This window comes from Streptomyces sp. NPDC048484, assembly GCF_040651415.1.
Taxonomy (GTDB): domain Bacteria; phylum Actinomycetota; class Actinomycetes; order Streptomycetales; family Streptomycetaceae; genus Streptomyces.
In genome coordinates this window covers 23266-42171 of record NZ_JBEZJY010000028.1, presented here as the reverse complement: position 1 = coordinate 42171, position 18906 = coordinate 23266, and the positions used below count along the sequence as shown (strand labels likewise).

16 protein-coding genes and 1 pseudogene are annotated in these 18906 nt (G+C 71.9%); 8 read left to right on the top strand and 9 right to left on the bottom strand.

Features of this window, described 5'->3' with window-relative positions; translation table 11 throughout:
* Positions 1-208: 208 nt before the first annotated feature.
* Positions 209-1996 (bottom strand): MFS transporter, encoded by a 1788-nt coding sequence (locus AB0D14_RS26960; RefSeq protein WP_362783770.1) that lies wholly within the window; start codon positions 1994-1996, stop codon positions 209-211.
* A 230-nt stretch (positions 1997-2226) separates the two neighbouring features.
* Between AB0D14_RS26960 and AB0D14_RS26955 the strand changes: the two genes are divergently transcribed.
* Both AB0D14_RS26955 and AB0D14_RS26950 read left to right on the top strand, forming a co-directional pair.
* Complete coding sequence (locus tag AB0D14_RS26955; protein ID WP_362783955.1) at positions 2227-3417, top strand: lipid-transfer protein; 1191 nt, start codon at positions 2227-2229, stop codon at positions 3415-3417.
* 183 nt (positions 3418-3600) lie between these two features.
* Positions 3601-5028: an MFS transporter gene (locus tag AB0D14_RS26950; RefSeq protein WP_362783768.1), complete on the top strand. Its 1428-nt coding sequence runs from the start codon at positions 3601-3603 to the stop codon at positions 5026-5028.
* A 94-nt stretch (positions 5029-5122) separates the two neighbouring features.
* Here AB0D14_RS26950 and AB0D14_RS26945 read toward each other — a convergent pair whose 3' ends face one another.
* The 4 genes from AB0D14_RS26945 to AB0D14_RS26930 all read right to left on the bottom strand — a co-directional run bounded on the left by AB0D14_RS26945 (position 5123) and on the right by AB0D14_RS26930 (position 8892).
* Positions 5123-5755, bottom strand: coding sequence for a response regulator transcription factor (locus AB0D14_RS26945; RefSeq protein ID WP_362783954.1), 633 nt, complete (start codon positions 5753-5755; stop codon positions 5123-5125).
* A 132-nt stretch (positions 5756-5887) separates the two neighbouring features.
* On the bottom strand, positions 5888-7180 hold the full coding sequence (locus AB0D14_RS26940; protein ID WP_362783765.1) for a sensor histidine kinase: 1293 nt from the start codon (positions 7178-7180) through the stop codon (positions 5888-5890).
* A 15-nt stretch (positions 7181-7195) separates the two neighbouring features.
* Positions 7196-7912, bottom strand: coding sequence for an ABC transporter permease (locus tag AB0D14_RS26935; RefSeq protein WP_362783762.1), 717 nt, complete (start codon positions 7910-7912; stop codon positions 7196-7198).
* Entirely contained in the window at positions 7912-8892 is a 981-nt protein-coding gene (locus AB0D14_RS26930; RefSeq protein ID WP_362783951.1) for an ABC transporter ATP-binding protein, read from the bottom strand. The genes AB0D14_RS26935 and AB0D14_RS26930 overlap by 1 nt, the downstream gene beginning before the upstream one ends.
* A 481-nt stretch (positions 8893-9373) precedes the next feature.
* On the opposite strand from AB0D14_RS26930, the gene AB0D14_RS26925 reads away from it, so the two are divergent.
* The 3 genes from AB0D14_RS26925 to AB0D14_RS26915 all read left to right on the top strand — a co-directional run bounded on the left by AB0D14_RS26925 (position 9374) and on the right by AB0D14_RS26915 (position 12488).
* Complete coding sequence (locus AB0D14_RS26925; RefSeq protein WP_362783759.1) at positions 9374-10231, top strand: MaoC/PaaZ C-terminal domain-containing protein; 858 nt, start codon at positions 9374-9376, stop codon at positions 10229-10231.
* 56 nt (positions 10232-10287) lie between these two features.
* Positions 10288-11379: a Zn-dependent alcohol dehydrogenase gene (locus tag AB0D14_RS26920; RefSeq protein WP_362783756.1), complete on the top strand. Its 1092-nt coding sequence runs from the start codon at positions 10288-10290 to the stop codon at positions 11377-11379.
* 83 nt (positions 11380-11462) lie between these two features.
* Positions 11463-12488, top strand: coding sequence for a 3-oxoacyl-ACP reductase (locus tag AB0D14_RS26915; RefSeq protein ID WP_362783755.1), 1026 nt, complete (start codon positions 11463-11465; stop codon positions 12486-12488).
* Positions 12489-12580: 92 nt separating this feature from the next.
* Here the strand turns inward: AB0D14_RS26915 and AB0D14_RS26910 are convergent, their stop codons facing one another.
* Positions 12581-12757, bottom strand: a complete 177-nt coding sequence (locus AB0D14_RS26910) for a hypothetical protein (protein WP_362783753.1) — start codon at positions 12755-12757, stop codon at positions 12581-12583.
* 450 nt (positions 12758-13207) lie between these two features.
* Positions 13208-14431 (bottom strand): annotated as a pseudogene (locus tag AB0D14_RS26905) (hypothetical protein); the annotation flags it as partial.
* Between the two features lie 264 nt (positions 14432-14695).
* Between AB0D14_RS26905 and AB0D14_RS26900 the strand changes: the two are divergent.
* Genes AB0D14_RS26900 through AB0D14_RS26890 form a run of 3 tightly spaced genes read left to right on the top strand, consistent with a single transcriptional unit; the run spans position 14696 to position 17274 of the window.
* The gene (locus AB0D14_RS26900) at positions 14696-15544 is read left to right on the top strand and encodes a Nif3-like dinuclear metal center hexameric protein (protein WP_362783751.1); all 849 of its coding nucleotides are present in this window, start codon (positions 14696-14698) and stop codon (positions 15542-15544) included.
* Positions 15541-16284: a C4-type zinc ribbon domain-containing protein gene (locus AB0D14_RS26895; protein WP_362783949.1), complete on the top strand. Its 744-nt coding sequence runs from the start codon at positions 15541-15543 to the stop codon at positions 16282-16284. The genes AB0D14_RS26900 and AB0D14_RS26895 overlap by 4 nt, the downstream gene beginning before the upstream one ends.
* 12 nt (positions 16285-16296) lie before the next feature.
* Positions 16297-17274 (top strand): histidine phosphatase family protein, encoded by a 978-nt coding sequence (locus AB0D14_RS26890; RefSeq protein WP_362783748.1) that lies wholly within the window; start codon positions 16297-16299, stop codon positions 17272-17274.
* 42 nt (positions 17275-17316) lie between these two features.
* On the opposite strand, the gene eda is transcribed toward AB0D14_RS26890, so the two are convergent.
* Together eda and yaaA are read right to left on the bottom strand one after the other, a co-directional pair.
* Entirely contained in the window at positions 17317-17964 is a 648-nt protein-coding gene (gene eda / locus AB0D14_RS26885; RefSeq protein ID WP_362783746.1) for a bifunctional 4-hydroxy-2-oxoglutarate aldolase/2-dehydro-3-deoxy-phosphogluconate aldolase, read from the bottom strand.
* A gap of 120 nt (positions 17965-18084) precedes the next feature.
* A complete protein-coding gene (gene yaaA, locus AB0D14_RS26880; RefSeq protein WP_362783744.1) occupies positions 18085-18867 on the bottom strand; it encodes a peroxide stress protein YaaA in 783 nt (260 codons plus the stop codon).
* Positions 18868-18906: the final 39 nt, after the last annotated feature.

Genomic DNA, 18906 nt, shown 5'->3' with positions numbered 1-18906 from the left:
TTGGTTCCGGCGGCGCGCCCGTCAGGGGCGCGAGGAACTGCGCGCCCGGCCACGACGGACCGGCGGCTCGGATCCGGCGGTGGACCCGTCAGGGGCGCGAGGAACTGCGCGCCCGGCCACGACGGGCCCGCGGCTCGGATCCGGCCGGCACCTCGGCGCCGGCCGGGCCCGCGGGACGCTTCAGCGGAGCGAGCGCCCCGCGGACGCGCTACGCCAGCACCGCGGCGCCCGGCAGCGCGAGATCCACCTCAACCGCGCGCACCCCACCGGGGTGACTCGCCCCGGAGGCCAGCGGCCCATGCCCACCGGCCGTGACGGCCAGCACGTACGCCCCCTCGGCAGGCACGGTGAGCGCGTAACCACCGTCGTCGCAGGACAGCGTCGCCCCCGCCTGCCGCCCCCGCCGGTCGATCAGCGTGACCTTGGCCCGCGCGACCGGAACACCGTCGGCGGTGAGGACACGGCCACGGAACCCGGCCCGGTCCGCGGCGACGTAGGTGAGGTCAGTGACGTCGGTGTGGCCGGCGAGCCGGTCCGTCCCGGGCGCGTCCTCACTGGACGCGACCAGATGCGGCTTCGCCGCGTTGGCCACCGCCCGCCGTCCCGGCAGGAACGCCGCGAACACCAGGCCGAGCAGAACCGCACCCGTGGCGATCATGAAGGACACGCGGAAGCCGTGCATCGTGGGAACCGCGACGCCGCCCACCTGGTCCGCCGTGTTCGCCAGGACCATGCCGATCACGGCGCTGGACACGGACGTACCGATCGAGCGCATCAGCGTGTTGAGGCCGTTGGCCGCACCGGTCTCCGACGCGGGCACGGCGCCGATGATCAGCGCGGGCAGCGAGGAGTACGCGAGACCGATGCCCGCGCCCAGGACCACCGCGATGATGATGGTCTGCCAGGCGGCGCTCATCAGGCCGAGCCCGGCGCCGTACCCGATCGCGATGATCAGCATGCCGATCATCAGCGTGACCTTGGGGCCGTACTTGGCGGAGAGGCGGGAGTACACCGGCGCCGTGAGCATCATCGTCAGCCCGAGCGGTGCCACGCACAGACCCGCCACGACCATGGACTGGCCGAGGCCGTAACCGGTCGACGTGGGCAGCTGGAGCAGCTGGGGCAGGACGAGGGAGACGGCGTAGAAGGCGACGCCGACCATGATCGAGGCGAGGTTGGTGAAGAGCACCGCGGGCCGGGCCGTGGTGCGCAGGTCGACCAGCGGAGCCTTGATCCGCAGCTCCATCACGCCCCACAGGAGGAGGACGGCCGCCGCGGCGCCGAACAGGCCGAGGGTCGTGCCGGACGTCCAGCCCCAGTCGCTGCCCTTGGTGATCGGCAGGAGGAAGAGGACGAGACCGGCGGCCAGACCGAACGCGCCCAGGATGTCGAAGGTGCCGACGGCCCGCAGGGGGGACTCGGGCACGAAGGTCAAAGTGAGCAGGATCGCGACGACGCCGAGGCCGGCGGAGGCGAAGAAGAGGGCGTGCCAGTCGGCGTGCTGCGCCACCAGGGCCGCGAGCGGCAGCGCGAGTCCGCCGCCGACGCCGACCGAGGAACTCATCAGGGCCATCGCCGAGCCGAGCTTCTCCCGCGGCAGCCCGTCGCGCATCAGCCCGATGCCGAGCGGAATGGCGCCCATCGCGAAGCCCTGCAGGGCGCGGCCGACGATCATCACGAGCAGTTCGCTGGTGAACCCGGCGATGAGCGAGCCCACGACCATCACGGCGAGGCTGCCTATCAGCATGCGCCGCTTGCCGTAGAGGTCACCGAGGCGGCCCATGATCGGAGTGGACACCGCACCCGCGAGCAGGGTCGAGGTCATCACCCAGGTGGCGTTTCCGGGGGAGGTGCCCAGCAGCTCCGGCAGGTCCTTGATGACCGGCACGAGCAGGGTCTGCATCACCGCGACAACGATGCCCGCGAAGGCCAGTACCGGGACGATTCCGCTGCCGCTGGGCCTTCGCGTGCGCGGGTCCGTCGTTGTCCGGGTCATTACGTGCTGCCTCCAGAGGCGTGAGAAGAGTAGGTAGGTGCATGGTGAACCCCGTGCGCCCAGGCAACTATTCCGATACTTCGAGCCGCTAACGAATTCTTGACCTTCTCATTACTTCTGGCACTCGACTTCCACCGGAATGGAACGTGTTCTAGTCTTCCGCCGCACCAGGACCAGGACCAGGACCAGGACCGGACCGAAGTCGGACCGTGGGGAGAGTGGGGAAAGTCATGAAGGCGTACGTCGTCGGTGTGGGGATGACCAGGTTCGAGAAGCCGGAGACCCGGGACTGGCAGTACTGGGACATGGTGCGGGAGGCGGGCACCCACGCCCTCACCGACGCCGGGATCACGTACGACGCCGTCGAGCAGGTCCCCGTCGGATACTGCTTCCAGGCCTCCACGGCCGGCCAGCGGGCCGCGTACGAACTCGGGCTGAGTGGTGTGCCCGTCTACAACGTGAACAACAACTGCGCGACCGGCGCGACCGCGCTGATGCTGGCGCGGCAGTTCGTCGAGGGCGGTGCGAGTGACTGCGTACTGGCTCTGGGCTTCGAGAAGATGGCACGCGGCGCGCTGGGCGGCGGGGCCGACGGCGGCGACTTCGCGACCTCTCCGGTCGCCCGGCACTACGGCGTCATGGCGGCCCGGCACGGCTTCGAGATGACGCCGCCCACCGCCCAGATCTTCGGCAACGCGGCGCGCGAGCACATGGAGAGGTACGGCACGACGGAGGCGCAGCTCGCGGCCGTGGGAGCCAAGAACCACCGGCACTCGGCGAACAATCCCTACGCGCAGTTCCAGGACGTCTACACGGTCGACGAGGTCCTCGCCGCGCGTGCCGTCCACGCCCCGCTGACCAAGCTCCAGTGCTCGCCGACCTCGGACGGGGCGGCCGCCGCCGTCGTCGTGTCGGAGCGGTTCGTCGAGCGGCACGGGCTGGGGGAGCGGGCTGTGGAGATCGTCGCGCAGGCGATGACCACGGACACGGAGGAGTCGTTCGCCTCCGGGTCCTGTATCGACGTCGTCGGACAGCCGATGTCACGGGCCGCCGCCCGGCAGGTGTACGAGATCGCCGGGATCGGCATCGAGGACGTCGACGTCGTGGAACTGCACGACTGCTTCTCCATCAACGAACTGCTGACCTACGAGGCGCTCGGCATGTGCGAGGCAGGGGAGTCCGGCAAGCTCGTGGAGTCGGGCGCCACGACGTACGGCGGGCGGTGGGTGGTGAACCCCTCGGGAGGGCTCATCTCGAAGGGGCATCCGCTGGGAGCCACCGGCATCGCGCAGGTGGCCGAGTTGACGTGGCAGTTGCGGGGCGAGGCGCGGGCACGACAGGTGACACACGCGCGCGTGGGGCTCGCGCACAACATCGGGCTCGGGGGCGCGGCGGTGGTGACTCTGCTCAGGCGCGCCTGAGTCGCGCGGACCGGGTGCGGCTGGGATCCGGCCGATGTCCGGTCCGACCCAGGCCCGGTCCGGCCGAGATCCGGTCCGGTCTCCGCTCGGTCCGGCCCACGTCCGGCCTAGGCCCTGCGGCGGACGGATCGTGCGGCGAAAAGAGGATGTACGGAGCAGGGGACCACTGCGAGCATGACATTCGTGCCCACGCCCAGAGCCACCGCAGAGATATCCGTGTCCCGCCGTCCCGCGCCACCGACCTGGGTGGTGGTCGCGCTGGCCTGCGCGGGCCAGTTCCTCGTCGTCCTCGACGTGTCCGTCGTCAACGTGGCGTTGCCGTCGATGCGGGCCGACCTCGGGCTGAGCGCGCCGGCCCTGCAGTGGGTCGTCAACGCGTACACGATCGCCTTCGCCGGCTTCATGCTGCTCGGCGGCCGGGCGGGCGACCTGTACGGACGCAAGCGGATGTTCCTGGTCGGGCTGGCGCTCTTCACACTGGCCTCGCTGGCGGGCGGGCTCGCGCAGGCGGACTGGCAGCTGCTGGCCGCACGGGCCGTGCAGGGTCTGGGCGCGGCGGTGCTCGCTCCCTCGACGCTGACGATCCTCACCTCGGCCGTACCCGAGGGGGCCGCCCGCGCGCGTGCCATCGCGACCTGGACCGCGGTCGGCGGGGGCGGTGGCGCGGCGGGCGGGCTCGTCGGCGGTCTCCTCGTCGACGGGCTGAACTGGCGATGGGTCCTGTTGATCAACGTGCCGATCGGCGCCGTGGTGCTGGTCGGCGGCCTGCTCTGGCTCGTCGAGAGCAGGGTCGGCGGCGGACGGCGGCTCGACCTGCCGGGTGCCGTACTGGTGACATCGGGCCTCGCGACCCTCGCGTACGGGATCGTGCAGACCGAGTCCGAGGGATGGGCATCGACCGGGACACTGGTGCCGCTGTCCGGCGGGGTCGCCCTGATCGGGCTCTTCCTGCTGGTCGAGGCGCGGACGAAGGCGCCGCTGATGCCGCTGAAGCTGTTCCGGCTGAGATCCGTGTCCTCGGCGAACGTGGCGATGTTCCTGTGCGGCTCGGCGATGTTCTGCATGTGGTTCTTCATGACGCTGTACGCGCAGAACGTGCTCGGCTACACGCCCCTGGAGGCCGGACTCGCGCTCGTGCCCAGTTCGCTGGCGGTGATTCTGGGTTCGAAGGCCGCGCCGAGGCTGATGCCGACCGTGGGGGCACGCAACGTCGCGGTGATGGGGACGCTGGTGGCGGCGGCCGGGTTCGGCTGGCAGTCCACGATGAGCGCCGACGGGCCGTATCTCACCACGATCATGTTCCCCGGCGTCCTCATGATGGTCGGCGCGGGGCTCTCCGCGACGCCGCTCGCCGCGCTGGCCACGTCGGGGGCGGAGCCCGGGGACGCCGGGCTGGTGTCGGGGCTGGTCAATACCTCCCGCACGATGGGTGGTTCGCTCGGCCTGTCGGTGATGGCGACGATCGCGGCGGCGCGGACCGGGGGCGAGGCGTCGCCGGAGGCACTGACGGAGGGGTACGCGCTGGTGTTCCGGACGGGCGGTGTCGTGCTGCTCGCCGGTGCGGTGCTGATGCTGGTGTGGCTGCCGCGGAAGGTGGGCGGGCGGGGCTGAACGTGGCGTTCACGCCGCTCGTACGGCTCCGCCGGAGGGTTCTCTGTCAGGGCGCGGCCCTGCCCGCCACCAGCTCTGCCCGCCACCAGCTCTGCTACAGCCAGCCCTGGTGGCGGGCCTCCCTCATTGCTTCCATGCGGTTGCGGGTGGCCGTCTTGCCGATCGCGGAGGAGAGGTAGTTGCGGACGGTCGACTCGGACAGGTGCAGCTTGGACGCGATGTCGGCGACGGTCGCGCCGTCCGCGGAGGCCTTCAACACATCGCACTCACGGGTGGTGAGCGGACTGGGCCCGGCGCTCAGCGCGGCCGCGGCAAGCGCCGGATCGACGACGGTCTCCCCGGTCAGCACCTGGCGGATCGACCGGGCCAGTTCCTCCACGGGCCCGTCCTTGACCAGGAACCCCGCGGCGCCCGCCTCCATGGCCCGCCGCAGATATCCGGGCCGGCCGAAGGTGGTGAGGATCAGCACCCGGCAGTCGGGCGCCTCCTCCCGCAACAGTGCGGCGGCGTCCAGTCCGCTGATACCGGGCAGTTCGATGTCCAGCAGCGCGACATCGGGCCGCGACTCCAGCGCCGCCCCCACGATCGCGTCCCCCGTCCCGACCTGCGCGACCACCTCGATGTCCGCCTCCAGTCCGAGCAGAAGGGCGAGCGCGCCCCGCATCATCCCCTGGTCCTCGGCGAGGAGAACCCTGATGGACTTGGCAGGCCGATGATCTCGCGGCATCTCGTTCACGGCCCAAGGGTAGGGCGAACCCCGCATTTCAGGGGCGTAGGGACTGCGCGCGCCAAGCCACAACGAACCCGCACCCGCACCGGCCCTCGCACCCGCACACCACCCCGGCCGGACGGCTGACGCTCAGGCGACAGCCGTCTCCGCCGTCTCTGCCGCCTCCGTGGCCTCAACGGGAAGCTCCGCCGTCACCACGAACCCACCCCGCACCCCCGGCCCCGCCTCCAACAGGCCCCCCGCCGCCGCGAGCCGTTCCGTCAGCCCCTTCAAGCCGGTGCCGCCGACACTCATACCGCCGAGGCCCGGGAGGACGGGGAGCGGGACGGACGGGGCGCCGGTGCCGTTGTCGGTGATGCGGGCGCGGACGTGTTCCGAGGAGCCGTCCAGCGCGATCTCGCAGCGGGTCGCGCCACTGTGGCGTACGGCGTTGGTGACGGCTTCGCGCACGACCCAGCCGAGCAGCACCTCGGTCCGAGCGGACAGGGGCGGCCCCGACTGCTTGACGACGGGTTCGATGCCCGCCGCCAGCAGCGCCGACCGCGCACGGTCGAGATCCGTGGCCAGACTGCCCTCGCGGTAGCCGGTGACCGCCTCGCGGATCTCCGTCAGGGCCTGCCGGCCGACCGACTCGATGTCGGAGACCTGGACGAGCGCCGCGTCCAGGTCCCGGTGGGCGATCCGCCGGGCCGCTTCCGACTTCACGACGATGACGGAGAGCGTGTGGCCGAGCAGGTCGTGCAGGTCGCGGGAGAAGCGCAGGCGTTCCTTCTCGACAGCCCGGCGGGCCAACTCCTCGCGGGCCTCGCGCAGTTCACGTACGGCTTCCGACAGGGACAGGATCGCCGCGGTCACCATGGTGGACAGGAACGTGCCGTACGCGACGTTCACCGCGCCCCAGCCGTCCCGCAGCCCCGCCACGACGCCCGCGAGCGCGCTCAGCGCGAAACCGGTCCTGCCGAGCCACCGCCCCCGGACGATCGCACCCACGGCCAGGCCGAGCAGCGGGAAGAAGAGGAGCCAGCTGCCGCCGTACAGGCCCCCGAGGAGACAGGTCACCACGCCCAGCGCGACCAGCGCGACCCGGGTGGAGCGGGCCTCGCGGGCCCCCTTCGTGAAGGCGCGGAACACCACGTGGATATAGAGGGAGTTGAAGACGAGGAGGCCGATGCCGCCGATCCACGGGTTCGGGGTCTTGCCCTGGAAGAGGTTGGAGAAGGCGCCCATCCCCATCAGGAGCCAGGGCAGGAGCGCGAAGCCGCTCGGCGGCGGGCCCAACTGCTCGGGGAGCTTCCCGGTCCCGCGCCCGTCCCGCCGGCCGGCGCCGGACGCGTCCCGCGCGGGCTCCTCCTGGTTCCAGTTCTCCTGACGCTTCTCCTGCCACTCCGACATCCGACAGCTGACCCCTCGCAACCAGGACATGTTCCCCACCCCCGTTCAGACGGTCCGCGCGGCCCTGCGGTACGAGACCACAGCGTACGAGCCGAAGGCCAGCAGCCAGCCGGTCAGCACCAGCACCGTTCCGAGAGCGGGCGCCCGCCCGTCGGCGACGGCCGTACCGAACTGCGCGGAGCGGTTCGTGGGCGTGTAGGCGGACACGGACCGCAGCCAGCCGGGGAAGAGGACCAGCGGGAACCACAGCCCGCCGACCACCGCGAGCGTCAGGTTGCAGACCATGTTCACCACGCCGGTGGCCTGCGCGGTCAGCCGGTAGCCGTTGCCGAGACCGAGCAGCGTGAAGGGGATCGAGCCGAGCCACAGCGACAGCGCGATCACCGCCCACTTCCAGGCGTCGAGGCGTACGCCGTTGAGCAGGCCGCCCGCCGCGAGGACCGCCACGATCGCGGGCAGAACCGTCACCGCGCCCGTCAGAGCGCGTCCGGCCACCACCTGGCGCGGGCTCATCGGAGTGATCCGTAGCTGTCGCAACCAGCCGATGGTCCGGTCCTCGGCTACCCCGCCGCCGGTGTTCAGGGCCGAGCCCGTCGCCCCGTACGCGGCCATGCCGATCATGGAAGCGGTCTTCCAGCCACTGTCGACACCGCCGAGGTTCGTGAACAGCAGATACATCACCACCGGCATCACGACACCGCCGATCATGAAACCGACGTCGCGCAGCGTCCGGCGCACTTCGAGCCGCAGATAGTCGAGCATCACACCGTCTCCAGGGAAGCGGGCCGGGCGGCAGGGGCGGCGGTCGCGGAGCTCGCGGAACTCGCGGAACTGGTGGAACTGGTGGAGGTCAGGGCCAGGAACGCGTCGTCCAGGGAGGCCGGAGCGACCTCCAGGCCCCGTATCGCGCCGCGCTCGGCGAGCGCGATCACCGTCGCGTCCGGGGCGTCGGTCCGCAGCCGGGCCCGGTCCCCGCGAACCTCCAGGGAGACCACTCCGGGCAGCAGGGACAGCCCGTCCGTACCGGCGCCCGCGAGGTCGAAGGCGACGAGGCTGCCGCCGGCGGCCCGCCGGAGCTGCTCGCCGGTGCCGTCGGCGACGATCCGCCCGTGGTCGACGATCACGATCCGGTCGGCGTTGGCGTCCGCCTCCTCCAGGTAGTGCGTGGAGAAGAGGACCGTGTGGCCGTGGCGCGCGTAGGCCCGCATGGAGTCCCAGAAGGCGTACCGCGCCTCCACGTCCAGCGCGGCGGTCGGCTCGTCGAGCACGATCAGCGAGGGGTTTCCGACCAGCGCGACCGCGAACCGCACCCTCCCCCACTCTCGGCTTCGCTCGAGCGGGGGGACCCCCACCGTCTGGCCCCCGGAGAGCCGGTCGACGCGCCGCCCGGCCAACTCGGAGATGCCCGCCGGCTCCAGCGCCTCCCCGACGGGCATCGGTGCGGGATAGGTGCCGGCCACGAACCCGATCAGCTCGCCCACCGTCACGCGCGGCACCGGTCGGCCGTCCTGCAGCATGGCACCCACCCGGCCGGCCCGTACGGCCTGCTCCGGGGCGGCGCCGAAGAGGCGTACGACACCCTCGTCAGGCTCGTCCAGGCCCAGCAGGAGCGAGATCGCGGTGGACTTGCCGGCGCCGTTGCGGCCGAGCAGCGCGACCGTCTCGCCGCGTGCGATCTCCAGGTCGACCCCGTCCACGGCCCGTACCGCGCCGAAGGTCTTGACCACCCCGGTGAAGGACATGGCCGGCTGCGCACCGGGCGCCTCCGCCCCAGCCCCGGTCCCCGCCCCGGCCCCGGTCCCCGACCACGCCCTCGCTGTCTTCGTCCCCGTCTTCGTCATGGGTACGACGCTACGGAGCGATGGGTGGGGCGCGGCAGATGCGCATGTACGGACTCGGGCAGGACAAATGTCACGGCCGGGTATCCGGGCAGGGTCCGGAACAGGGTCCGGAGCCGGAGCCGGAGCCGGAGCCGGAGCCGGAGTCGAGGCCGGGGCCGGGGCCGGGGCCGGACCCGGGCGCGTGCACGCGTGAGGACCGCCGAGACCATCTGACATGGCGTCAGGAGTCTTCACATGTGCCCGGAGCTCGGCTATACAGGGGGTCGCCGGCACTGGAACGCGTTCTAGAACGGGCGGGTTCGCCGGCGCAGAGTCGACCTCGGTGCGGCCGACGGTGCGGACGGCCGCACCGAGGTCTTCCCACCCGGCAGTCAGGAGTTCCATGCCCATCGACGTTGCCCGGGCCCTCGCGGCGGAGCCCCGTTCCGCCGGGATCACCTGGGGTCACAAGGACGTCCAGCTCTACCACCTCGGCCTCGGTGCCGGCGTTCCCGCGACCGATCCCGACGAACTGCGCTACACGCTGGAGTCCCGGCTGCACGTCCTGCCGAGCTTCGCGACCGTCGCAGGCGCGGGCTCCCCGGGCGTGATCAGCGGCCTCTCCATGCCCGGCGTCGACGTCGACCTCGCCCATGTCCTGCACGGCGGTCAGACCGTCACACTGCACCGGCCGATCCCGGTCGCGGGCGAGGCGGTCGCCACCGGCCGGATCGCGGCCGTGTACGACAAGGGCAAGGCCGCCATCCTCGTCCTGCGCACCGATGTCGCCGACGCCCAGGGGCCGCTCTGGACCAACGACGCCCAGATCTTCGTACGCGGCGAGGGCGGTTTCGGCGGCGACCGCGGCCCCTCCACCCGCCCCGAACCACCGGCAGGCGCACCGGACAGGACGGTCGAGCGCGCGATCCGCGCGGACCAGGCACTCCTGTACCGGCTCTCCGGCGACTGGAACCCGCTGCACGCCGACCCGGAGTTCGCCAAGCTCGCCGGCTTCGACCGCCCGATCCTGCACGGGCTGTGCACGTACGGGATGACGCTGAAGGCGGTCGTGGACACCGTGCTCGGCGGCGACGTCGGCCGGGTCCGCTCCTACGCCACGCGCTTCGCCGGGGTGGTGTACCCGGGCGAGACCCTGCGCATCCGCATGTGGCAGGAGGACGGCCGGGTCCGGATGACGGTGGGCGCGGCCGGCCGGGACGACGCGCCGGTCCTCACCGACACGGTCGTGGAGCACACCTGAGCGTCGTAAGGACGAGGAACGAGTGTCGTACGTACGTTTCCGAGGGGAGCCGCACCATGCGCGCAGCCGTACTGCAGGAGATCGGCCAGGACAAGCTGGAGATATTCGACGACATCGAGACGACGGGCTTCGGGCCCGGCCGGGTGCGGATCCGGGTGCGGGCCACCGGCCTGTGCCACTCGGACCTCTCGGCGATGGCCGGGGTCCTGCCGCAGCCCGCGCCGTTCATCCCCGGACACGAAGGCGCCGGCGAGATCCTGGAGGTCGGCGAGGGCGTCACGAGCGTCAAGCCCGGTGACCGGGTCGTCGTCTGCTGGCTGCCCGCGTGCGGCGTCTGTCCCGCCTGCAAGCGCGGCCAGACCGAGCTGTGTCTCGCCGGCTTCATGAACGCGGGCACGCCCAACTTCAAGCGCACCGGCGGTGGTTCGTCCGGCGCGGACGTGTTCGGCTTCGCGGGCACCGGAACCTTCGCCGAGGAGGTCGTCGTCGACGCTGGCTGCGCCGTGCCGATCCCGGACGACGTGCCCTTCGACATCGCCGCGCTCATCGGCTGCGGAGTCACCACGGGACTTGGCGCCGCCCTCAACACCGCCGACGTGGAAGCCGGTTCGTCGGTCGCCGTCATCGGCTGCGGAGGCGTCGGCATCTCCGCGATCCAGGGCGCCCGGCTCAGGGGCGCCGCGGAGATCGTCGCCGTCGACCCCGTGCTCTCGCGTCGCGAGGCCGCGCTGAAGTTCGGCGCCACCCGGGCCATAGCGCCGGACGAACTCCCCGACACCAAGCAGTCGGTGACCGCGGGGGAGGGCTTCGACTACGTCTTCGAGGTCGTCGGCCGCTCCGCCACCGCCCGCACGGCGTACGACAACACCCGCCGCGGCGGCACGCTGGTCGTCGTCGGCGCGGGCGCCATGGACGACTTCCTCCAGCTCAACATGTTCGAGCTGTTCTTCGACGAGAAGCGGATCCTGCCGTCCATGTACGGCGGAGGGGACGTCCTGCGGTCCTACGAGCGGACCATCGCGCTGTGGCGCGCCGGGCGCATCGACCTGGAGGGCCTGATCACGCACCGGGTACCGCTGGCCGACATCAACGAGGCGCTCGATCAGATGCGTACGGGTGTTGCGCTGCGTACGTGCATCGAGATCTGACGTTCCGAATACCTGGCCACGTACCTGTGCCGCGTACCTGGTCATTACCTGGTCACGCCCCCTAGTCGATGGGAAGGACCCTGATGTCACTGCCGCTTGAGGGACGGTCCGCGGTCGTCACGGGCGCGGGCCGCGGCCTCGGCCGGGCGGAGGCGCTGGAACTCGCCCGGCTCGGTGCCGCCGTGGTCGTCAACGACTTCGGGCAGCCCGGCCGTGACGGCTCCGGCGACGCGTCGGCCGCGCCCGCCGAGGAGGTCGCCGCCGAGATCCGGGCGGCGGGCGGTCGCGCGGTCGCGCACACCGGCGACGTCGCCGACCATCAACAGGCCCGGGACCTGGTCGAGTTGGCGATCGCGGAGTTCGGGCAGCTGGACGTCCTCGTCAACAACGCGGGCATCCTGCGCGACCGGATGGTCTTCTCGATGTCCGAGGACGAGTGGGACTCCGTGATCAGAGTCCATCTGAAGGGCCACTTCAACACCACCCACTTCGCCTCCGCGCACTGGCGGTCGCGGTCCAAGGCGGCAAACGCGCCGGTGTACGGCCGGATCGTGAACACCTCCTCGGAGGCGTTCCTCGCGGGCTCCGCGGGACAGCCCAACTACGCCGCCGCCAAAGGCGGAATCGTCGGGCTGACGACCTCGACGGCGCTGGCGCTCGCGAAGTACGGCGTCACGGCGAACGTGATCTGCCCACGCGCCCGGACCCGTATGACGGCGGACGTCTTCGCGGGCTTCCACGGGCCGCAGGGGCAGGAGGCGGGACAGGACGCGGGGCAGGGTGCGGGCCAGGGCGCGGGCCAGAGGACGGGACAGGACGCGGGCCAAGGGGCGGAGGGGCGGCTCGATCCACTCGCCCCCGAGCATGTCGCGCCGCTCGTCGGCTACTTGGCCTCTCCGGCGGCAGCGCGCGTCAACGGCCAGCTCCTCGTCGTGCACGGCGGGATGGTCGCGGTCGTGGAACGGCCGCGGGTGGCTGCGAAGTTCGACACCAAGCAGAACGCCTTCACCTACGACGAACTGGACGCGCTGCTCACGCCCCACTACGAGGGCCGGCCGGCGGGGGAGACGTTCGCGGCGGCGGAGGTACTGGGCCTCAAGCACGAGTGATCACGAGTGATGAGGGGCGTGCCCTCACGAGGAACGGCCCCGCCCGACGAGTGTCGGGCGGGGCCGTTTCGTGGTGCCGGCCCGCGTTGTGGTCAGGCCTGTGTGTCGCTCTGCTCGGCCGGCCTGCGGTGCCGTCCGCGGGGGGTCGCCCCGTCCTCCTGGGCGGAGACGGGCCCCCGGTGCCGACCCTGGCCACCGTCGTCGCCGGCCTGCGCCGGCGCCCCCCGCAGGTCGGTGCCCGTTATCTCCATGGTGCTTGTGTCGCTCATGTGCAATTCACCCCGTCAACAAGATCCTTCGGTACAGCGCCGGAGATTCTAACGGTCGGTTGTGACCGCCTTGAGGGGTGGTTGGGGCTACTCGGTGGTCACCTGGCGGGGGGTGAGAGACGGGGTGGCGCCGACGGCGGTCATCCGCAGCGTGTGGAAGTCCTGCGGCGCCTCGGTGCTGACCTGCTCGACACGCAGCGACTTCACCGGCTCGGAGGCCGCGGGACGACGGATCTCTGGTGCTGTCGGGCGAACGTCCTCGGACGCCGGAGGAATGCTGTCGTGGGCTGTCGTGGGGCGGGCTGTTGTGGGGCGGGCTGTTGCGGGGCGCGCTGCCGCAGGGCGTGCTGCCACGGGATCGGCTGCCGCTCGCTCCCCGGTTCCCTCCCCGGGTGCCCGGCCCCTCCCCGTCGCTGCCTGGGCCAACCGGCGCCCCGCGAAGGCGTTCGCGACCACCCGCCCCGTCAGCGGCGCCTGCTGAAGCGGCACCGGACGGGCCACCGCAGGGTCCGGGGGACCCGTGACCGTCGGCCCTCGCGGCGCTGCCCCCGACGCCTCGGCCGTACGGTCCGGATCCCCCGGACCCGTGCCCCCCGCCCCCATGGGTGCCTCAACCCGTGACACGCCGCACGGCACCGCCCCCGTCGCGTACGGCAGTTGAAGCACCCCGTCCTTGGTCCACCGGCCGGCTCCTGCCAGCCATCCGTCCGGAGCGCACAGTTGATGGAGGTGACGCTCCGCCGGCCGCCACACGCCGAGCCAGCTGCCCGAGGCGTCGTCGATCCGTAGCGCGACCGCGCAGCTCTCCGGCGTCAGCATCAGGCCCGGCTGGATCGCGAACGGCGTGACCGTGCAGCCGGCCGCCTGGAGGCACTCGGGGAACCGGACCGGGAGTGTGCTCCCCAGTACGCCCCAGCCGAGCCGCTCCTGTCCGGGAGAGGGCGCGTCCGAGCGGATCAGGAGCAGCCCGCTGTCGGCGTCCGCGAGCAGCAGCCGGTCGTTGCTCTCCTCGGCGATCTGCAGCAGTGGCGACATCTCGCCCCCGCGCTCCAGGTCGACCACCACCGTCTTGGTCCTGCCCTGCGACTCCCGGTCCAGCGCGAGCAGCCGGTCCCCGCCGCCCAGCCACACCCCACCAGAGCAGTGGCCCGGCACCTCAGCGAGATGCTCGGGCCCGAAGGCGCCGCCCGCCACCAGCCACACGCCGGTCGAACTCCGCCCCGTCGAACTCCGGCCCACGGCGAGGGCGTACGCGCGAGTGCCGCCCGGAGCGGGTGGCAGCAGCCGCAACTCCGTCCCCGGTACGGGGCACTCCACCGCGCCGAGCGGTACCTCGCCCGTCCCCGGGCCCGTCGGGTACAGGAGGGAGAACGCGTGCCGCCCGTCGGTGAGCCGGTGGATGAGCACCCGCCCGTCCGTTATCGGCAGCACTTCCGTGCCGGGCTCCTCCGGCTGGTTGCCCGGCAGGGGCACGGCATACGGTTCGGGGCCGTCCAGTGTCCAGCGCTCCGGGAACCAGGACTCGCCGCTGCGGGCCAGCCGGGCCGCGTAGGACCCGTCGACGGTGATCACGCACCCTGCCCGCGCGGCCCACTCGCTCCCGTTCCTGCTCCTGTTTTCGTTCCCGTTCTCGTTCCCGGACGCCGCCGCGGACTCGATCGCACAGGCCGCCATCGTTCGGTCACCTCCGGCGACGAAACTAGTTTTCGCACGCACAGGCGTGGGACCTGCAGGCGGCCCCTTCACACATAAGAGTGGCCAACTTGCGATTCGCCTGAGGGAACGGGGGCGGGTGTGCTGAGCGGGATGAAGGGTGCTCACGGTCAGGCTCATGGATCGTGCTGCCCGTGGCTGCGCGCGGCAGCCCGTGCCGCTTCGGCCAGGTGATCACTGGAGCGGCCGGTCGGGCACGGACACAAGGCAGGTAGCCTTTTGGTCGTGCCCCGTCTGTCTGAAGCAATCGCCGCGCTCGACGCCCTCTGGCCCCCCGGGAGCGCGGAGGCATGGGACGCGGTCGGGACGGTCTGCGGAGACCCCGACCAGGAGGTCTCCCGTGTCCTGTTCGCCGTCGACCCGGTCCAGGAGATCGTGGACGAGGCGGTGAAGCTGGGCGCGGACCTGCTGGTCACCCACCACCCGCTCTATCTGCGCGGTACGACGACGGTGGCGGCCTCGACCTTCAAGGGCCGTGTCGTGCACACCCTCATCAAGAACGACATCGCGCTGCACGTGGCCCACACGAACGCGGACCGTGCCGACCCGGGGGTGAGCGACGCCCTCGCGGGCGCGCTCGACCTGCGGGTCGTACGCCCGCTGGTGCCGGACCCCGCCGATCCGGAGGGCCGCCGAGGCCTCGGCCGCGTCTGCGAGCTTGATCACCCGATGACCGTCCGCGATTTCGCCGCCCGTGCGGCGGAGCGGCTGCCTGCCACCGCGCAGGGCATCCGCATGGCCGGAGACCCCGAGGCACTCGTGCGGACCGTCGCGGTCAGCGGCGGCTCCGGCGACAGCCTGTTCGCCGACGTGCGCGCCGCGGGCGTGGACGCCTTCCTCACCGCGGACCTGCGCCACCACCCGGCGTCGGAGTTCATGGCGGACGGCGCGCATACTCCTCTGGCGCTGCTCGACGCGGCGCACTGGGCCACCGAGTGGCCCTGGTGCGAGCTGGCCGCAGCCCAGCTCGACACAATCTCCGACCGTCACGGCTGGGACCTGCGGGTCCATGTCTCGAAGACGGTCACCGACCCGTGGAACTCCCACTCCCCTTCACCTGGAGCCCCCAACTGAACGCCGCGCCCGCCGACCAGATCCGACTTCTCGACGTCCAGTCCCTGGACGCCCGCTTGCAGCAGCTCGCACACAAGCAGCGGTCGCTGCCGGAGCACGACGAGATCGAGTCGCTGACCAAGGACCTCACGCAGCTGCGCGACCTGCTCGTCGCCGGGCAGACCGAGGAGAACGACTGCTCCCGCGAGCAGACCAAGGCGGAGCAGGACGTCGACCAGGTGCGCCAGCGCGCCTCCCGCGACCAGCAGCGCCTCGACTCGGGCGCTGTCACGTCCCCCAAGGACCTGGAGAACCTCCAGCGGGAGATCGTCTCGCTGGCCAAGCGGCAGGGTGACCTCGAGGACGTCGTCCTGGAGATCATGGAGCGCCGCGAGTCCGCGCAGGAGCGGGTCGCCGAGCTGACCGGCCGGGTCTCCTCCGTCCAGTCGAAGATCGACGACGCGACGGCCCGCCGGGACGCGGCCGTCGAGTCCTTCGACCGTGAGAGCGCGACGCTGACCAAGGAGCGTGAGGTCGTCGCGGGCTCCGTGCCCGCCGATCTCCTGAAGCTCTACGAGAAGCTCCGCGAGCAGCAGGGCGGCGTCGGTGCGGCCCGCCTCTACCAGCGCCGCTGCGAGGGCTGCCGCCTGGAGCTGAACATCACCGAGGTGAACGAGGTGAAGGCGGCCGCTCCGGACGCGGTGCTGCGCTGCGAGAACTGCCGCCGGATCCTGATCCGTACCTCCGAGTCAGGTCTGTAAGGGGCCCGTCGCTTGCGAGAGCTGATCGTCGACCCCGGCGGGGGCTCCCGGGGCAACCCGGGGCCCGCGGGCTACGGCGCCGTCGTCACCGACGCGGCGCCAGGAGAACCGGGGGAGACACCGGCTGAGCGGGCCGAGTCGGCTGAACCGACCGAGCGGGCCGAGCCGGGTGAGCGGGCCGGCCGCCCGGACCCGTCCAGGAGCGAGGCGCCGCACAAGGGGCGCGGGGAACTGCGCGCCCAGCCAGAACCGGCCGGCAGCCCGCCGACTACCAGCAGCCCGCCGACTACCGGCAGCGGGCCGACTACCGAAAGCCCGCCGACTACCGACAGCCCCCGCAACGTGGCCCAGCCACCCCCCGACCTGAGCACCCCCACCACCTTCGTACTCCTGCGTCACGGTGAAACCCCCCTGACCTCCCAGAAGCGGTTCTCCGGAAGCGGCGGCAGCGACCCGGTCCTGTCGGACGCGGGCCGGCACCAGGCAGAGCGCGTCGCGAGCGAACTGGCCGCGCGCGGGACCGTACAGGCCATCGCGTCCTCCCCCCTGACCCGCTGCCGCGAAACCGCGGAGATCGTGGCCGCGGCACTGGGACTCGGTGTACGGATCGAGGACGGACTGCGCGAGACGGACTTCGGGGCGTGGGAGGGCCTGACCTTCGCCGAGGTACGGGAGCGCCACCCGGACGACATGAACGCCTGGCTGGGTTCGGCCGACGCCGCTCCGACCGGCGGCGGCGAGAGTTTCGAAACGGTGGCCCGGCGCGTGACCAGGGCCCGCGACGACCTGCTCGCGGCCTACGCGAGCCGCACCGTGCTCCTCGTCTCGCACGTCACACCGATCAAGACCCTCGTACGGCTGGCCCTGGGCGCCCCGCCGGAGTCCCTGTACCGCATGGAGGTGTCGGCGGCCTCGCTCTCGGCGGTGGCGTACTACGCCGACGGCAACGCGAGCGTACGGCTCCTCAACGACACGTCTGCACTGTCCTGAGCCGTACTGTCCTGAGCTGCACGGTCCTGAGCTGCATTGCACCTACGGGGTCAGGCCTGCGGCCTCCCGCGCCAGCTTCTCCACCCGCGCCCAGTCCCCGGCCGCGATCGCGTCCGGCGGGAGCATCCAACTCCCGCCCACGCAATGGACGTTGGGCAGAGCGAGATACTCCGGTGCGACAGCGGGACCGACGCCACCCGTCGGACAGAAACGGGCCTGCGGAAGCGGTCCGGCCAGTGCCTTGAGATACGCCGTGCCGCCGGCCGCCTGAGCCGGGAAGAACTTCATCTCGTGCACTCCGCGCTCCAGCAGTGCCACGACCTCCGAGGTCGTCGAGACCCCGGGCAGGAACGGCACCCCGGACGCCTTCATCGCGTCGAGCAGTGTGTCCGTCCAACCGGGGCTGACGAGGAAGCGCGCCCCGGCGTCCACCGAGTCCGCCACGTCGGCGGGCGAGATGACCGTGCCCGCCCCGACCACCGCGCCCGGCACCTCGTCCGCGATCGCCCTGATGGCGTCGAGCGCCACGGGCGTCCGCAGCGTCACCTCGATCGCCGGCAGGCCGCCCGCGACGAGTGCCCGCGCCAGCGGAACGGCGTCCGAGACGTTCTCGACGACGACCACGGGCAGGACGGGCGCGAGTTCGAGCACGGACGAACGCGGCGATGACGGCGGCAGGGGTGAGGTCATGACCACATCCTGCCCGCGAGTATCAGCATGCGCAAAGGGCGTTGCGCACACTGCAACGACCCGCGGTTCCGGCAGTCCCGCAGTTCTACAGTCGGTCCCGCTGTCTCACAATCCCGCAGGTCAGTGGACCTCGTCCACGAGCACGTCCAGCATCCACGCCTTGCCCGCACCGGTCGGAGGCGCCGCCTCCACCACGTACCCCAGATCCCGCAACGCCTCCACCAGCTCCGCGGGCCCCGAAGGCACGGCCCCGGACTCCATGAGGCTGCGCACGATGCGTCCCTTGGTCGCCTTGTTGAAGTGGCTGACCACCTTCCGGGTCGGCGCATGCAGTACCCGTACGCTCGCCGTGCGCCCCGCGAGCTCGCCCTTCGGCCGCCACGCGGCCGCGTACGCCGAGGACCGCAGGTCCAGCACGAGGCCACGCCCGGCGGCCTCGGGCAGCACGGCGGCCATCGGGGCCCGCCAGTGCGAGCCCAGTGCCCCGAGCCCCGGCAGCTTCACGCCCATCGAGCAGCGGTACGAGGGGATCCGGTCCGTCACCCGGACCGCACCCCAGAGCCCCGAGAAGACGAGCAGCGACCGCGCCGCCCGCCGCTTCCCCGCGGTGTCGAGCGAGGCCAGGTCCAGGGAGTCGTAGAGAACACCGGTGTAGATCTCCCCGGCGGGCCGGGCACCCGCGGTCCGCAGTTCCGTGTTCTTGGCGATCTCGCCGCGCAGGCCCTCGCTCAGTCCGAGCACCTCGCGCGCCTTCTCCTCGTCACCCACGCACAGCTCCACCAGCTCGTCGAGGACCGCCTGCCGCGCCTCGGCGAGCCCCGGCAACGACAGCGACTCCGGCTTCAACGGCGCGCCCCGCCCAGAGGGAGCCTTTCCTTCGGACGGCGGCAACAGCACGAGCACGGTGGTTCTCCCTGGGACTTTCGGTACGTACGAGAAGCC